Origin of the sequence: Serratia sp. NPDC087055, from assembly GCF_044900985.1 — a bacterium.
Taxonomy (GTDB): domain Bacteria; phylum Pseudomonadota; class Gammaproteobacteria; order Enterobacterales; family Enterobacteriaceae; genus Serratia.
On the sequence record NZ_JBJDOG010000001.1, the window covers coordinates 1020895 to 1035140 of the forward strand.

Annotated in this window: 13 protein-coding genes; 5 read left to right on the forward strand and 8 right to left on the reverse strand. The window is 53.7% G+C overall.

Annotated features, from left to right (window positions below; genetic code table 11):
- Positions 1 to 7 precede the first annotated feature (7 nt).
- On the reverse strand, positions 8 to 949 hold the full coding sequence (locus ACI2J2_RS04915) for a carbohydrate ABC transporter permease (protein ID WP_265553389.1): 942 nt from the start codon (positions 947 to 949) through the stop codon (positions 8 to 10).
- An 80-nt stretch (positions 950 to 1029) separates the two neighbouring features.
- Complete coding sequence (locus tag ACI2J2_RS04920) at positions 1030 to 2283, reverse strand: sugar ABC transporter substrate-binding protein (protein ID WP_209633650.1); 1254 nt, start codon at positions 2281 to 2283, stop codon at positions 1030 to 1032.
- Positions 2284 to 2747: 464 nt separating this feature from the next.
- On the opposite strand from ACI2J2_RS04920, the gene ACI2J2_RS04925 reads away from it, so the two are divergent.
- From ACI2J2_RS04925 to ACI2J2_RS04940, 4 genes are all read left to right on the forward strand, one after another.
- The gene (locus tag ACI2J2_RS04925; protein WP_404759547.1) at positions 2748 to 4409 is read left to right on the forward strand and encodes a DUF4091 domain-containing protein; all 1662 of its coding nucleotides are present in this window, start codon (positions 2748 to 2750) and stop codon (positions 4407 to 4409) included.
- Between the two features lie 172 nt (positions 4410 to 4581).
- Positions 4582 to 6303, forward strand: coding sequence for an ornithine lipid synthase OlsF (olsF, locus tag ACI2J2_RS04930; protein ID WP_404759548.1), 1722 nt, complete (start codon positions 4582 to 4584; stop codon positions 6301 to 6303).
- A gap of 99 nt (positions 6304 to 6402) precedes the next feature.
- Complete coding sequence (locus tag ACI2J2_RS04935; protein ID WP_404759549.1) at positions 6403 to 7185, forward strand: N-formylglutamate amidohydrolase; 783 nt, start codon at positions 6403 to 6405, stop codon at positions 7183 to 7185.
- Between the two features lie 74 nt (positions 7186 to 7259).
- Complete coding sequence (locus ACI2J2_RS04940; RefSeq protein WP_209633641.1) at positions 7260 to 7973, forward strand: flagellar brake protein; 714 nt, start codon at positions 7260 to 7262, stop codon at positions 7971 to 7973.
- A 40-nt stretch (positions 7974 to 8013) separates the two neighbouring features.
- Here ACI2J2_RS04940 and ACI2J2_RS04945 read toward each other — a convergent pair whose 3' ends face one another.
- The 3 genes from ACI2J2_RS04945 to ACI2J2_RS04955 are packed head-to-tail and all read right to left on the reverse strand — an operon-like array spanning position 8014 to position 9821.
- Complete coding sequence (locus ACI2J2_RS04945; protein WP_404759550.1) at positions 8014 to 8853, reverse strand: PfkB family carbohydrate kinase; 840 nt, start codon at positions 8851 to 8853, stop codon at positions 8014 to 8016.
- Positions 8854 to 9570 (reverse strand): glutamine amidotransferase, encoded by a 717-nt coding sequence (locus tag ACI2J2_RS04950; protein WP_265553382.1) that lies wholly within the window; start codon positions 9568 to 9570, stop codon positions 8854 to 8856.
- Positions 9567 to 9821 (reverse strand): hypothetical protein, encoded by a 255-nt coding sequence (locus ACI2J2_RS04955; RefSeq protein WP_209633635.1) that lies wholly within the window; start codon positions 9819 to 9821, stop codon positions 9567 to 9569. Before ACI2J2_RS04955 ends, ACI2J2_RS04950 begins: the two co-directional genes overlap by 4 nt.
- A gap of 68 nt (positions 9822 to 9889) precedes the next feature.
- Between ACI2J2_RS04955 and ACI2J2_RS04960 the strand changes: the two genes are divergently transcribed.
- The gene (locus tag ACI2J2_RS04960) at positions 9890 to 11194 is read left to right on the forward strand and encodes an aminotransferase class I/II-fold pyridoxal phosphate-dependent enzyme (RefSeq protein ID WP_404759551.1); all 1305 of its coding nucleotides are present in this window, start codon (positions 9890 to 9892) and stop codon (positions 11192 to 11194) included.
- Positions 11195 to 11202: 8 nt separating this feature from the next.
- Here the strand turns inward: ACI2J2_RS04960 and ACI2J2_RS04965 are convergent, their stop codons facing one another.
- The 3 genes from ACI2J2_RS04965 to ppk2 all read right to left on the reverse strand — a co-directional run bounded on the left by ACI2J2_RS04965 (position 11203) and on the right by ppk2 (position 14237).
- Positions 11203 to 12174 (reverse strand): LLM class flavin-dependent oxidoreductase, encoded by a 972-nt coding sequence (locus ACI2J2_RS04965; RefSeq protein WP_404759552.1) that lies wholly within the window; start codon positions 12172 to 12174, stop codon positions 11203 to 11205.
- Between the two features lie 155 nt (positions 12175 to 12329).
- Complete coding sequence (gene pbpG / locus ACI2J2_RS04970) at positions 12330 to 13163, reverse strand: D-alanyl-D-alanine endopeptidase (protein ID WP_404759553.1); 834 nt, start codon at positions 13161 to 13163, stop codon at positions 12330 to 12332.
- Positions 13164 to 13322: 159 nt separating this feature from the next.
- On the reverse strand, positions 13323 to 14237 hold the full coding sequence (gene ppk2 / locus ACI2J2_RS04975; protein WP_209633627.1) for a polyphosphate kinase 2: 915 nt from the start codon (positions 14235 to 14237) through the stop codon (positions 13323 to 13325).
- Between the last annotated feature and the right edge of the window lie 9 nt (positions 14238 to 14246).

The following is a 14246-nucleotide window of genomic DNA, read 5'->3' on the forward strand; positions in this document are numbered from 1 at the left end:
TGGCTCCTCAGCTGACTTTCAGGCGTTTGCCAATCACCATTTGAATCAGGGTGATCAGTAGGGTGACGGCGAACAGCACCACGGTTATGGCAGAGGCGTAGCCTTTCTCCTGCAGATAGAAGGCATATTTGTAGAACAGGTTGGTGACAGTCATCACGTCACTTTCCACCAATGCGCGGTCAAACATCAGGAACACCACGTCAAAGACTTGCAGGATCTCGATAAAGCTCATTACTGAGACGAAAAACAGCGTCGGTACCATCATCGGCAGAGTGATACAGAAAAATCGGCGCAGGGTGCTGATGCCGTCAATGTCTGCGGCCTCATACAGTTGGCGTGGAATACTTTGTAACCCGGCCAGCAAAATGATGATTTTCAGCGCCAGTGACGACCAGATAATGATGATGGAAACGCTGATCCGCACCACGTCCGGATCGGACAGCCAGGCCACCGGCGAAATACCCAAGAAACCCATCGCCTGGTTAATCAGGCCAAAGTCTTTGTTAAACAGCCATTGCCAAACCATCGCCACCGCGGCAGGCATGGTGACTGCAGGCAGGAACAGTAACGTGCGCAACACCGCTTTGCCGCGGATGTTCTGGTTCAAGCCAATCGCCAGCAACAGGGATAGGCTCAGGCTGACAGGGACGCAGACCACCACGTAGAACAGCGTGTTAGCGGCGGCGGTATAAAAATCGTCGTCCTCAAACAGATTGACGTAGTTATCAACGCTGAACGTAGTCCAGCGCATAAACTGATTAAGATCGGTGAAGCTGTAAAAGATGTTCTGCAAAAAAGGGATGAAATAGAAAACCATCAACCCAATCAGCAGCGGTAAAATCATTACCCATCCCCAAAAGCGCTCGGCGCGCTCCAGGCGGCTGAGTGCCGGTCGAGGGACACTTTTTTGTTGTTTTAGGGTGACCGTAGCCGTTTCTGCCAGCGACATGTTGCCATTCCTCACCTGTAACTGCTCTGCGGTGTCCGCAGCCGGTGCGCCCTCGGGCAGGCGCTACCGGCACGGGGTGATTACTGCTCCATGACGCGTTCGATCTTCTTGACCGATTTGTCCATTTCAGACTTGGCATCCGCGCCCATGAAGATTTTCTTCAGGCTGGCAATCCACATATTCTGCCACTTTGGCGTGTTGGTCCCGGCGGTTGGGTAAGCCTCGGTCACGTTGAGGGTTTGAATGTACGGCGTGACATCGACTTTTTTAATCTCCGCAGCCCAGACTTTGGCAGCCACCTTGTTGGCTGGGATCACCACCTTCGCCAGCTCGGCTTGCGAGGCTTCGGAGCTCATAAATTCGATGTATTTCCAGGCTTCCTGTTTGTGGGCGCTGTTGGCGGACATGGCGAATGCCAGGCTGTGTGCGACGCCAGACTGACGCTCGATTTTTGGCATCATCACTACGCCGATATGGTCGTTAATCAGCGGGTTATTGGCGAAGGGCGCGGCCAACCATGAGCCGGCATACACCATTGCTGCACGGTTGGACTGGAAGATATTTTCGGTTTTGACTTCGCTCATTTGTTGAGCGCTTGGCATCAGCCCGTCTTTCATCATGGTTTGCAACTGCTGATACACCCAGATCGACTTATCGTTGGCAATATCGGTTGGCTGGCCGTCTTTCGGCACAATATGGTTGCCGTTCTGGAACAGCAGATTCATATAGCTGTCCTGGCCGTCAATGCTCAGATCCATCACCAGGGGGAAGGCGCTGCCTTTCAAGCCGGTTTTCAACGCTGCCGCTTTGCTTTTCAGCGTGTCCCAATCCCAGTCGTTGGTGGGGTAGCTGACGCCAGCCTGGTCAAACAGCTTTTTGTTGTACCAAACTGCGATGGAGTCTACGTCGCGGGGGATAGCCATCTGCTGACCGTCATACTGATAAGCCTTCACCGAACTGGCGACGATGTTATTTACGTTAACGCTGCTGCCGGTCATATAAGGTGTTAAGGGTTGCATAATGCCATTCTTGGCATATTGCACAAAATAGGGCATGTTTATCCAGAATATATCAGGGGCAACGCCGCCAGCCGCTGCTGAATCTAATTTTACAAAGTATTGCGCTGATGGGGTTAATTCTATCGCTATTTTGATGTTAGGGTTTTCTTTTTCAAATCGTTTGGCAATTTCTTGTTCGGCAGGTAATTGGTTTCTGTCCCATACGGCATAGCGCAAAGTTATTTGATCTGCGGCATATAACATGGTTGGTAATAATAACGCAGCCGCGATGGCAGAGTGCACAAGAAGACGGCCGGTATTTTTTATCGGTGACATTGCTTTCCCCTCGGTGAACGACGAATAAATATTTTCGTAACGTGAATTCTTTCTATCCCTTAACTTTCAATGTGTCAATACACCCCGATCTGCCCAAAAATGGGGCGGGAATGTTTCGTTGTTGTTAAAATCGAAAGGGTTTAGGGTCAAACCGAAAGCACCATTCGTTTACAAGTCATTAACCTTTTGGGGTGATTTTAGCCCTGCCGCACGCCATTTACGGACTGTGGCGGTCATAGGAATAAGTGATAACCCTTGCACCATAATGGGGATTAAAAACATTATTATTGTGCAGGCTTGGCTATCTTTCATTTTTGTGATGCAAATAAACAAAAAAATTGTATATCGCAACGCCTGAACAGGCTTGTCATCGATTTTTGATTGCCGCTATTGTTTGCCGCGATAAAAGGGTTTAGCCTGAAAATCACTCATCGGTATTTAACAATTAAAGAGAGATTAATGTTATGCGCCTTTCATTAACCTTTACCCATTGTCTGGAAAAGGTATTTCATAGCCGCAATGCACCACAGATTTCACAGATAAATACACTCAGTGGGCTGAGTAACGAAATAGTTTCCTGGCAAGGGGTCTATTGTTTACATCCGACGGGTAATGAAACGCGGCGAGAATTAAGGTACCGCCTCGAAGGGCCGCTGGCAGAGTATATCAGCGTGCGTCAGGTTCAGTCTGTACCCAGTCATTTTCCCTGTTATGCCGAGACCGATGAGAACTACCTGCGGACTGAACCGGGGTTATTTCCCGATCCGTTGGCCCCGGTGACCGATTGTCGTTTCTTTGCCGGCACCCATTATTATGGCAGCCTGTGGCTGACCCTTACGCCACCGTCGACGCCGGTTGCCGGTGGGGACTCTCCGTTAACCCTCACGCTGTCTGATGTTGCGACTGATGAAGTGCTGGCCAGCGCGACGCTGACGCTGCATATCGTCCCCGCGGTGCTGCCCCCGCAAACCCTGTTGCACACCGAATGGCTGCATTCTGATTGCCTGGCGGACTATTACCGTCTCGAGGTATTCAGCCCCGAATACTGGCTGGCGGTGCGTAATTTTGTCCGCAGCGCAGTCAACAGTGGGGTCAACATGCTGTTGACGCCAATCTTCACGCCACCGCTGGATACCGCCATCGGTGGGGAACGAACCACCGTGCAACTGGTGGGGGTGCAGCAGTCAACACAAGGGTATCGGTTTGATTTCCAACGCCTGGCCCAGTGGGTAGATCTGGCTCAGGAGGAAGGTATTGAACACTTTGAGATTGCGCCGTTGTTTACCCAATGGGGTGCCGCGCATGCGCCGAAAATTATGGTGGAGGTTGAAGGGCAACTGCGTCCGTTGTTTGGCTGGCATACCGACGCACATGCGCAAGAGTATCAACAGTTCCTGCAGGCGTTGTTGCCGGCGCTGACTGGCTGGTTCCGCGATAGGCAGTTGCAGCAGCGCGTGTGGTTCCATATTTCTGACGAACCGACGCTGGAAAACATCGCCGCTTACCAACGCGCCAGTATGACGTTACGTCCGCTACTGGCGGGATTCCATACGTTTGATGCCCTGTCAGACTATGCGTTTTACCAGCAGGGGTTGGTGGAGACACCGGTTGCGGCGACCGATCATATAGAACCTTTTATTGAAAACCGGGTGCCGGGGTTATGGGCTTATTACTGCTGCGTACAAAAAACGGAGGTAGCCAACCGTTTCTTCGCCCAGCCCTCGGCACGCAACCGTATTTTGGGTATCCAGCTTTATTTGTACGACATCACGGGTTTTCTGCATTGGGGCTTCAACTTCTATAACAGCGGCCATTCACGAGAAAAACTCGATCCCTATGCCGTGACGGACTGCCGGAACGCGTTTCCGTCTGGCGATGCCTTTGTGGTCTATCCCGGCGATAATCGGGAGCCCGTGGAGTCGTTACGCCTGCGGGTGTTGCATCAAGGGTTGCAGGACATGCGCGCTCTGCAACTGTTGGAAAGCCTGACCGATCGTGCAGCGGTAGAGGCGCTGATTGAACAGGAATTGGGGATGCGCATCACCTTTAAACACTACCCGCATCAGGCGGATCCACTGCTGCGATTACGCGAAGCGGTCAACAAACGTATCGAAGCCTTGCTGTAGGGAGCGGCATAAAATGCGACGCAGGTGGCGAGGGACACACCCTTGCCACCAAGTTTTCAATTATTTGCTATACCTGATAGGTCGAGGGATTTCATTTTTTTGTCATGATACTGACATGTTAGGGTCATAGCGCTGGCTTAAGTTTGCAGCGACTAAGCCAGGAGATAACGCGATGTTTAGCTTGGACTCTCTGTTGCATGATGCATTTCCACACCGCAAAACCCCTGCCTGGCAGCGTAGCCTGCTGAGATCATTACTCTTCGAAAAAGAGTTCAAACAGTTTGCCGCCGACTATCCACACCTTAAAGGGCTGGATTTGATCGAGCAGGTGGTGGACTACTTCAACCTCAGCTGTGAATTAGTGGATGGCGATCTGGAAAATATTCCCAGCCAAGGTCCGGTAGTGTTAGTCGCGAACCATCCGATCGGCTCGCTTGATGGGCTGGTGCTGCTGCGTGCGGTGGCGGCGGTACGTCCGGATGTCAAAGTGGTCGCCAGCCAATTGTTGACCTACATTGAACCGCTGCGCAGCCTGTTCGTGCCGGTAGACAATGTGGGGTATAAGACCAGCCGCAAGCAAATTGAAGGCATGCAGGCGCAGCTGGATAAACAGGGCGCATTGATCCTGTTCCCCGCCGGAGAGGTATCACGTTTGAGCCCGAAAGGCATACGTGATGGTCACTGGCATACCGGCTTCTTGCGCCTGGCGGCGAAGGCACGTGCGCCTATTGTGCCCATTCACATCAGTGCGCGGAACAGCAACCTGTTTTATTTCACGTCGATGGTTTATCGCCCTCTGTCGACGCTCTTGCTGGTGCGGGAAATGTTCCAACAGCAAGGTGGTCGTATCAAAATCCGTGTTGGAGGGCGTATCCCGTTCGCCAACTGGCACGATGGGCACACCAGTGCTAAAGATCTGGCGGAACGCTTCCGTCGTCACGTATACCGACTGGGTCAGGGGAAAGAAGGACTGTTTGCCAGTGAATCGCCGATTGCCTTGCCGGAAGACCGGTTGGAACTGAAAAAGGCGCTGGCAAACTGTGAGCGGTTAGGGGTAACGCCGGACGGCAAAGAGATCTTCCTGTATCGCCGTCAGGATGAGGCGCGTACGCCCATCCTGCGTGAACTGGGTCGGCTGCGTGAAATCGCCTTCCGGGCCGTTGGTGAAGGGTCAGGACGTCGTCGGGATTTGGATAGCTATGACGACGACTATTACCACTTGGTGTTGTGGGATGCGGACGAGTTGGAAATCGTCGGTGCTTACCGTTTTATTCCAACCGCCGAGCAGCTAGAACGCAAAGGGCTGGAAAGCATCTACAGTAACAGCCTCTTCCATTATGACCGCGATATGGCACCCATACTGGCGCAGGGCATTGAGTTGGGCCGCAGCTTCATTCAGCCGGCCTATTGGGGCAAGCGCGGGCTGGACTATCTGTGGCTTGGCATTGGCGCTTATCTGGCAAAATACCCACAGTACCGCTATCTCTTTGGCCCGGTTTCCATTTCCGGCGGTATGCCGGTAACAGCGCGTGACCTGTTGATTGCCTTCTACCGATTGTACTTCTCGCCCAATCATGCGTTGGCGCAGTCTCGTCAACCTTATCCTGCCTCATTGCCGCAGGTGTTGGCGCAGTTTGCCGGCGATAACTATCAGGAAGACCTGGTCAGACTGAAAAGCCTGCTGAGCAACATTGGTTGCTCTATCCCAACGCTATACAAGCAATATACCGAGCTGTGTGAACCGGGCGGGGTACAGTTTATTGATTTTGGTACCGACCCGGCATTCAATAACTGCATTGATGGTCTGGTATTGGTCGATCTGACCCGGCTTAAACCGGCGCGTTTCCAGCGTTACATTGCGGTACATCAGCCCCAGGATGCGTGCATAGAATGATTAGCTTCTCATTCATGCATTTTTGATCTAATCCGAGCCTTGGCGCCGGCGGTGGGATATAGCCTAAGATAAGGCTTTGTTCCAGCGTCGGAGTCTTTCATGCCACAGTCGTTTGTCCCGTCTTTATTAACCCTGGATGACCCCGCCGCCGTGGCGGTTGAAACAGCAAAGGGTATCGCTCCCTTTTTATTGCTGTGCGATCACGCAGGCCAGGCAATCCCCCAACGTTTGGGTGATCTGGGCTTGCCGGCGGGGGAGATTGACCGCCATATCGGTTGGGACATGGGCGCACTAGGCGTTTCACGTCACCTCAGCCGCCAACTGGATACCACACTGATTCACCAGCGTTACTCACGATTAGTGATTGACTGTAACCGTACACCCGGCATTGTCAGCTCGATACCACAGGTGTCCGAGCTGACGCCAATTCCCGGCAATGTCGGTATTCCTGCTGAACAAAGTTTAGCCCGTGAACATGAGATTTTTCTGCCTTATCACCGCACCATTGCCGATACCTTGGACGAGCGTCAACGTGCCGGTTTACCGACGGCGGTTATTGCGATGCACAGTTTCACGCCGGTATTTAAAGGGAGTACGCGGCCATGGCAGGTGGGGCTGCTGTTTAATCGCCACCCGGAATTCGCCTTGCTGTTGGCTGAACTGTTGCGAGAAGAAGGGGATTTGGACGTGGGGATCAACGAACCCTACGCCATGACCGACGCCACGGATTACACGCTGCCGGTACATGCAGAGCGGCGGCAGCTTCCCTATGTCGGCATTGAGATCCGCCAGGATCTGATCGCCGATCAACAAGGCCAGCAGAACTGGGCAAAACGCTTCGCCAGACTGCTGCCACAGGCTTGGCATCGTTGGCAAATTTGACTTTAGGAATATTCCCAGAGATGATAACTGTAAGGAATATGTAAATCGTCATTGGGAAGAGTCAGGAGCGACGAGTGGAGCAAAATGATAACGGATTGTTTATCAAGCAGGAGCGCTTTGAAGTGCTGGCGATTTTGCGCGAAATTTGTAAACAGCGCACGCCACTGCGAGTCGTCAATGAACGACAGCAGTTTCAGAGTCTGTTGCTGAGTGTCGGGCCGGATAACATCGTGTTCAGTGGCGATGAGGCGGAGACGGTTGTCGACGGCGAATGTACCATTGTGATCGAAAGCCATGATGCGAAGATCGAGTTCTCTGTCGGTAAGGCGGAAACCACTCATCATCAGGGCGTTAATGCATGTTCAACTCAATTGCCGAAGGAACTGGTCTACATTCAGCGCCGTCGTCAGTTCCGCGTGACGACGCCACACTGGCGTGAATTTCTCTGCAGCGGCGAATATGCCGACGGCAGCGAGTACCAACTGAGGATCCACGATCTCTCTGCGGGTGGCGTCGGTTTGCGCGTAGATGGCCCATTGCCGGAAAACCTTCAGCCTGGCTTCCAGTTCAAAAAGGCGTTATTGGATCTTGGCAGCTACGGCAGCTTCAAGGTCAATATGGAACTGGTGGTGATCAACGAAGATCAAGAGCTGGATGACGACGACAAATTAGTGCATTTTTCGCGCCTGTCATGCCGTTTTATGAAGTTGGGTTTGGCAATGGAAAGAAAAATTCAGAGCGCAGTGTTTGCATTCGAATTGGACTTCAATAAAAAGAAAAAGCGTTAAGCAGACGAGTGGGGCAGCCAGCTGCCCCGTCACCCCCGGCCTATTTCAAGGCACGCAAACTGCCAATTTCCTCCCAACCAAAATGCTCCGCTTCTGCCAACACGTCGCATACCTCGCCACTTGCCGTGACAATGGCCTCGTTGAGGTTTTTACCCTGTAGAAGGTGGCTTACGAGCAAAGCTGTGAACATATCCCCGGTGCCTTTGACCTTCGATTGGATTTTAGGGTGGGTATAGCTTTGCACTTCGTGGCGGCTGACCAGCAGCAACCCTACTTCGTCGTCGTTTTCTGCTACCCCCGGCGCGCTGGTTACCAACACCCACTCGGTGGTGTCATTCAACAATGCCCCTGCGGCACGCTGGGTTTGTTCGCGGCTGAGTAATGGGTGCCCGCACAGTTGCTCCAGCTCGAACCCGTTAGGGGTGAGACCATTGGCTAACGTCAGGAAGGGGGAGCGGTAGCAGCCGACGATGCGTTCATCGACATAAATGCCTTCGCCGTAATCGCCCATCACCGGATCGATATAAATCTTTATCTGCGGATTGAGAGTGCGTACACGCTGTAACCAGTTTTCCAGTATGTGGCACTGACGGACATCGCCCAGATAGCCAACAATGACGGCTCGGGTGCGCAACATGACACCGCGGGTCAACAAATCCTCCAGAAAACCGCTGAACCATTCCGCGGAAATGACACCTCCACTGGGGGCGCCATAGTAAGGCGGGCAACCAAAGAGCACGCTGGGTACCTGCAAGGCTTCCAGCCCTTTTTTCAGTAAGGTGCGGTAGGCGATACCGTTGCCGACGCTACCGTACACCACTTGGGATTGAATGCTGATCACATCAATCTGCGGTGGTTGTAGTTGAGAAATCTGATGCATCTAGGACTTCCTTGGTTCAATTTTATCCAACCACTGTGCAAACACCTGCCGAGCGCGTTGTTCTAACTCTGTGCCGTAACGCGCGGCCTGCTGGCGTAAACGCTGCGGAATGACCCCCGCCAACCCCAACTCACAGGCATGGCCCACCAGCCAGCGTTCAATGTCGCGATGATCGGCTTCCAAATGAAACTGTAGCCCAAGGGCAAAATCCTGGTATTCGAATGCCTGATTAGGGCAAATCTCGGTCCCTGCCAGACAGGTTGCCCCTTCCGGGATCATAAACATGTCGCCGTGCCAGTGCAGCACTGGCGTTGCGCCCAAGGGGGCCAGCACGGAGTCTTCATGTGTCGTTAAGGTCAGGGGGGCGAAGCCAATTTCTTTCACGCCGAGCGAGATGACATCAGCCCCCAAGGCCTGAGCCATCACCTGTGCACCAAGGCAGATGCCGAGTGTAGGCCGTTTTTGCTGCAACCGCTGTGTGACCAGCGCCAGCTCGTCATTAAGAAACGGATAGTGCTGTTGGCCGGCAAAATGCTGTGCGGCACTGATCGGCCCGCCAAGCACCACCAACAAATCGGTTTCCTCATTATCGATGGCGCGGATGTCGTCACGACCGGCATCGTAATAATCAATCTGATAGCCACGTAATGAAAGCAGTGAACCCAAAATACCGAGATTTTCGAAATTGACATGTCTGATAGCGACCACTTTTTTCATTGTTGTCCCTCTGTGGTGTTGGGGTAAGGGGCAAGTTCCAGGGTATCGCCCAAAATTGTGATGCCGCCGATACCGCTTTGATAAACTATCCGGCGTTCTTTGACCTGGTTTACCTGCAACTGATAACCCTGTTCGGCGGGAAACAGCGCCTGAGCCTGTTGCAGATGAGCCTCTGCCCAAGGTGTGAGCATCTGCAGACGGGCGAAGGCTTTTCCGTCATGTTGAATATCGAGTACGTAATGTTTTTCCATCTTTACCCCTTAACTTTTACGTTCGAAACAGGTAATCTTGTTTGAACTAATACAAAAAGGTTTTATGTATGGGTTCATTGTATGCAAAAGGCGGCAGTGCTGTCCAGATTGCTGAACAGTTCAGCACGCAGATAAAGCAGGGTGATTTGCAACCGGGTGATTTGCTGCCACCTGTGCGCCAACTGGCTGTGGAATTGGGGGTCAATCCCAATACGGTCGCCAGTGCTTACGCCAAGCTACGAGATGCCGGTTTGGTCGCTACCCGCGGCCGTGCAGGGACACAAGTGCTTGAGCAACCCTTGATGGCTGCGCGAAATGTCAGGCAAGTGCCTGAAGGTATGCGTGATTTGGCCAGCGGCAACCTGGACGCCACACTGTTACCGGCCCTGTCGCTCGGTGCAGAAGATGTCTTCCCACAGCAGAACGGCTATGACGTTAGCGGCGATTTGCCGGCGCTGTGTCAACGTGCAGGCGAATGGCTAACCCAACAAGGGGCATCGTCAGGTGAGATGTCGGTGTTTTCCGGCGCGCTTGATGCCATTGAGAAGGCACTGCGTAGCCATGCTACGCCGGGAGCCTCGGTGTGGGTGGAAGACCCTTGCTGGCCGCCATTACTGACGCTGTTGCGGCATCTTCGCCTCAAACCGCTGCCCTTGCCGATAGACGATCAAGGGTGCCGCTTGCCCGAGAAAGAGGCCGGCCCGCAAGGGTGCGCGGTGATACTGACGCCGCGAGCACAGAACCCGACAGGCATGTCGCTAAGCGCCGCTCGCGCCAAAAGTTGGCGTGAATTTTTAGCGGCCAATCCTGCGTGTTTGGCGATCGTTGACGATTTCTGGGGGCCGTTGTCACAGCAGCCTTTGTATTTGCCCTGTGACATGGATAACGGTTTGTATGTGTTGTCCTTGAGTAAGTTTCTCAGCCCGGATCTGCGTATTGCACTGGCCTGCGGCAAGCCGCCACTGTTGCAAGCGATGCGTGCGGATCAATACATTCGCGAGCGTTGGGTCAGCCATATCTTGCAGCAGATTGCCGTTAAACTCTGGGCGCAAGCGCAGCGCGATGGTTTGCTGGTGCGGGCGCAACATGCCTATCAGCAACGGCGGGATACGTTGACGGAACGGTTACATGCGTTGAGTGGTACCCCCTTGCCGCCGGGCGAAGGCGTCCATATTTGGTTGCCGGTACGTTCAGAGGCCGCAGCCAGTCAAATCATGGCGCAGCGCGGATGGTTAGTACAAAGCGGTGAGCCGTTCCGCCTGAAAAGCGGCCCGGCGATCCGTGTCAGTTTGGCTAACCTGATCCCAGCACAGCTGGAAACACTGGCGCAGGATCTGGTTGTCGCTATCGGTGCGGGTACTCTGGTGAACTAACCCCGGAATCAAACCTGCGCCAACAGCCGTAAAGAGGCCAGACGGGCGGCGGGCTGGGTGATGGGGGTATCAATCACAAACTCTTCCACGCCATATTGCTGGTGCAATTGGTTCAACTGCTGGCGTACTTGCTGAGCGGTGCCCCGCAGGATATGGCTTTCGCGGGGTTCAATGCGGTAATCGGTCGCGCCAGCTTGTTGCACAAAACTCTCCGCCTGTTCCAGGCTGCCGACCGTCACGCTTTGGCCACCGGTTACGTGCACTCGGTATTGCTGGATCCCTGACGCCAGTGCGTTGGCCTGTTCGGCACTGTCGGCGACGATCACCGCGACAGCCAGCAGGGCGTTGCGGCCACCGCTTTGCGTGGCGTAATGGACTAGCGCCCGTTTAATGTCGTCCTGATTGCCATTGAGGTGAGCAGCAAAGACAAAGGCCCAACCGTGTTCGGCAGCCAACTGAGCACTTTCTTCGCTGGCACCCAGCAGAAAGCGTTGTGCCGGTTGTGACGGCTGCGGCGTGGCGCTCAGGCCCGGTTGCGCGTCATCATTCAGATAGGCATTGAGCTGCGCGAGTTGCTGAGGAAAATCCGGTTTATTCTGTTGGTCATGAGCGGCCTGTAGCGCTTGGGTCGACAGTGGCAGCCCCCCCGGCGCTTTGCCCACCCCCAGATCGACCCGGCCTGGCGCCAGAGTCGCCAAGAGATTGAAGTTTTCCGCCACTTTATAGGCACTGTAGTGTTGCAGCATGACGCCGCCGGAGCCAATGCGGATCTGTGACGTTTGCCCAAGCAAATAGGCAATCAGCACTTCGGGCGAAGGACAGGCAAGCTGCGCAGTGTTGTGATGTTCTGCCAGCCAGAAACGGCGGTAACCCCAAATTTCAGCCTGCTGCGCCAGGTGCAGCGTGCGTGTGAGCGCCTGTGCTGCGCTTTCTCCTTCGGCTATCGGACTTTTTTCCAACACGCTCAGGGCATAAGCCATTTTTCCGCTCCTTTATCATCAATTATTCATGACAAATACCATGCCGTATGCTCCGGGCGTAATACTGATTGGGGATAGGATATTCCATTGATAAAAAACGAATTTAGATATGCGCAGAACGGAAAAAGGCGCGTCATTAGCGCGCCCGAATCGGATCAGGATTCCAGCCAGGTTTTCAGGCGAATGGCGTCGCTATAGTGACCGTAGCGCTGCTGGGAACCGAGCAGGATCATGACCACCGGCTGCCCTTTGATGAGGGTCCGCATGACCAGACAATGGCCTGCTTCGTCGGTGAACCCGGTCTTTTGCAACTGGATTTTCCAGGCGGGATTGTTGATTAACCCATTGGAGCTACGATAAACCAACTGGCCTCGGCCAGGGTGTACGATTTGCTGTTTGTCAGTACTAAAACGCCGAATGGTCTGATAACGGTAGGCATGATTAACCATTTTCAGCAGATCGTTGGCACTGGCGACATTTCTTGGGGTCAGTCCGGTCGGATCGTAAAAGTGTGAATGCTTCATGCCGATGGCACGTGCTTTCTGGTTCATTTTTGCCACAAAGGCTTTACGACCGCCGGGGTAGTTGCGGCTCAGCGCCGACGCGGCACGGTTTTCCGATGACATCAACGCGATGTGCAACATATCCCGGCGGCTGAGCGTTGAGCCGATAGTCAGGCGCGAGTGGGTTTTCTTTAACAGATCGCGGTCCGATGGCGTGACCTGCATTCTGTTACCCAGTGGACGTTTGCTGTCCAGCGTAACCATGGCTGTCATCAACTTGGTCAGCGAGGCAATGGGTTGCACGCGGTTAGCCTTCTTCTGATACAGGACTTTACCGGTTCGTTGATTGACGACCAACACGGATGTCGAGTGCAGCGCCAGCGGCGCAGCGGCTTGTGCGGCAGGCAGCAGGAAGAGCAGAGCAAGAACCAAAAGGGCGCCGAAGCGGCATGCGTGAACGCGAACAGTGGAATTAAATAAAGACATGGCAACCGTAACTATGATCCTGACTGATGAATGAGTATCAGAAAGAGTCTGCACAGCAAATGTGGAGAAAATAGGGTGTTGATACAACGGGTCAGGAATCTTGGGGGGTATTGTAGCGAAAAAAACGCAGGGAGACGGCGTACCGCCTCCCTATAGACATCAATACACTTCTGGAACCACCATTGTGTCCGGAACCGGATGACGGTTGTAATCCGGGCTGCGTTTGCGTGGTGGCAGGGTGATCACGTTGCCCTCCGCTTCTTCATAGGGCAGTTGCTCAAGCAGGTGACTGATGCAATTTAGCCGCGCCTTTTTCTTATCGACACCCTGAACTACCCACCAGGGGGCTTCAGGAATATTAGTGCGTGCTAACATGACTTCTTTGGCCTCGGTATAGTCTTCCCAGCGGCGGCGACTCTCCAGATCCATCGGGCTGAGTTTCCATTGCTTCAATGGGTCGTGGATGCGGCTGAGAAAACGCAACTCTTGCTCGTCGTCGGTGATTGAGAACCAGTATTTCACTATCTGAATGCCACTGCGCGTCAGCATTTTCTCGAACTCTGGCACGCTGCGGAAGAACTCTTCATATTCTTCGTCGCTGCAAAAGCCCATCACTTTCTCCACCCCGGCACGGTTGTACCAGCTGCGATCGAACAGTACCATTTCGCCTGCGGCCGGCAGATGGGCAATAAAACGCTGGAAATACCACTGGGTACGTTCGCGATCGTTGGGGGCTGGCAGTGCAGCCACACGGCAGGTGCGCGGGTTCAGGCGCTGAGTGATGCGTTTGATCACCCCACCTTTGCCCGCAGCGTCACGGCCTTCAAAAATGATCACCAGCCGATGGCCGGTACGCATAACCCAGTCCTGCAGTTTGACCAGTTCCCCCTGTAAGCGCAGCAATTCGCGGAAGTACTGTTTGCGCCACGCCTTTTTCGAGTCGCTGTCCACTTCGGTATCGTCAAAGCGCAGATCGTCCAGCTCCATTTCCAGCTCTTCGTCATAGCTGTCGTAAAATTCTTGCAACAAGCGCTGGTTGAAGCTCTCGTCGCGGTTAAATTCATGCATAGACATGGTTAATTC

Excerpts from the sequence above, each read along its gene's own strand:
- ACI2J2_RS04915 (WP_265553389.1), bottom strand. The coding sequence starts at position 949 with ATGTCGCTGGCAGAAACGGCTACGGTCACCCTAAAACAACAAAAAAGT.
- ACI2J2_RS04920 (WP_209633650.1), bottom strand. The coding sequence starts at position 2,283 with ATGTCACCGATAAAAAATACCGGCCGTCTTCTTGTGCACTCTGCCATC.
- ACI2J2_RS04925 (WP_404759547.1), top strand. The coding sequence starts at position 2,748 with ATGCGCCTTTCATTAACCTTTACCCATTGTCTGGAAAAGGTATTTCAT.
- olsF (WP_404759548.1), top strand. The coding sequence starts at position 4,582 with ATGTTTAGCTTGGACTCTCTGTTGCATGATGCATTTCCACACCGCAAA.
- ACI2J2_RS04935 (WP_404759549.1), top strand. The coding sequence starts at position 6,403 with ATGCCACAGTCGTTTGTCCCGTCTTTATTAACCCTGGATGACCCCGCC.
- ACI2J2_RS04945 (WP_404759550.1), bottom strand. The coding sequence starts at position 8,853 with ATGCATCAGATTTCTCAACTACAACCACCGCAGATTGATGTGATCAGC.
- ACI2J2_RS04950 (WP_265553382.1), bottom strand. The coding sequence starts at position 9,570 with ATGAAAAAAGTGGTCGCTATCAGACATGTCAATTTCGAAAATCTCGGT.
- ACI2J2_RS04955 (WP_209633635.1), bottom strand. The coding sequence starts at position 9,821 with ATGGAAAAACATTACGTACTCGATATTCAACATGACGGAAAAGCCTTC.
- ACI2J2_RS04960 (WP_404759551.1), top strand. The coding sequence starts at position 9,890 with ATGGGTTCATTGTATGCAAAAGGCGGCAGTGCTGTCCAGATTGCTGAA.
- ACI2J2_RS04965 (WP_404759552.1), bottom strand. The coding sequence starts at position 12,174 with ATGGCTTATGCCCTGAGCGTGTTGGAAAAAAGTCCGATAGCCGAAGGA.
- pbpG (WP_404759553.1), bottom strand. The coding sequence starts at position 13,163 with ATGTCTTTATTTAATTCCACTGTTCGCGTTCACGCATGCCGCTTCGGC.
- ppk2 (WP_209633627.1), bottom strand. The coding sequence starts at position 14,237 with ATGTCTATGCATGAATTTAACCGCGACGAGAGCTTCAACCAGCGCTTG.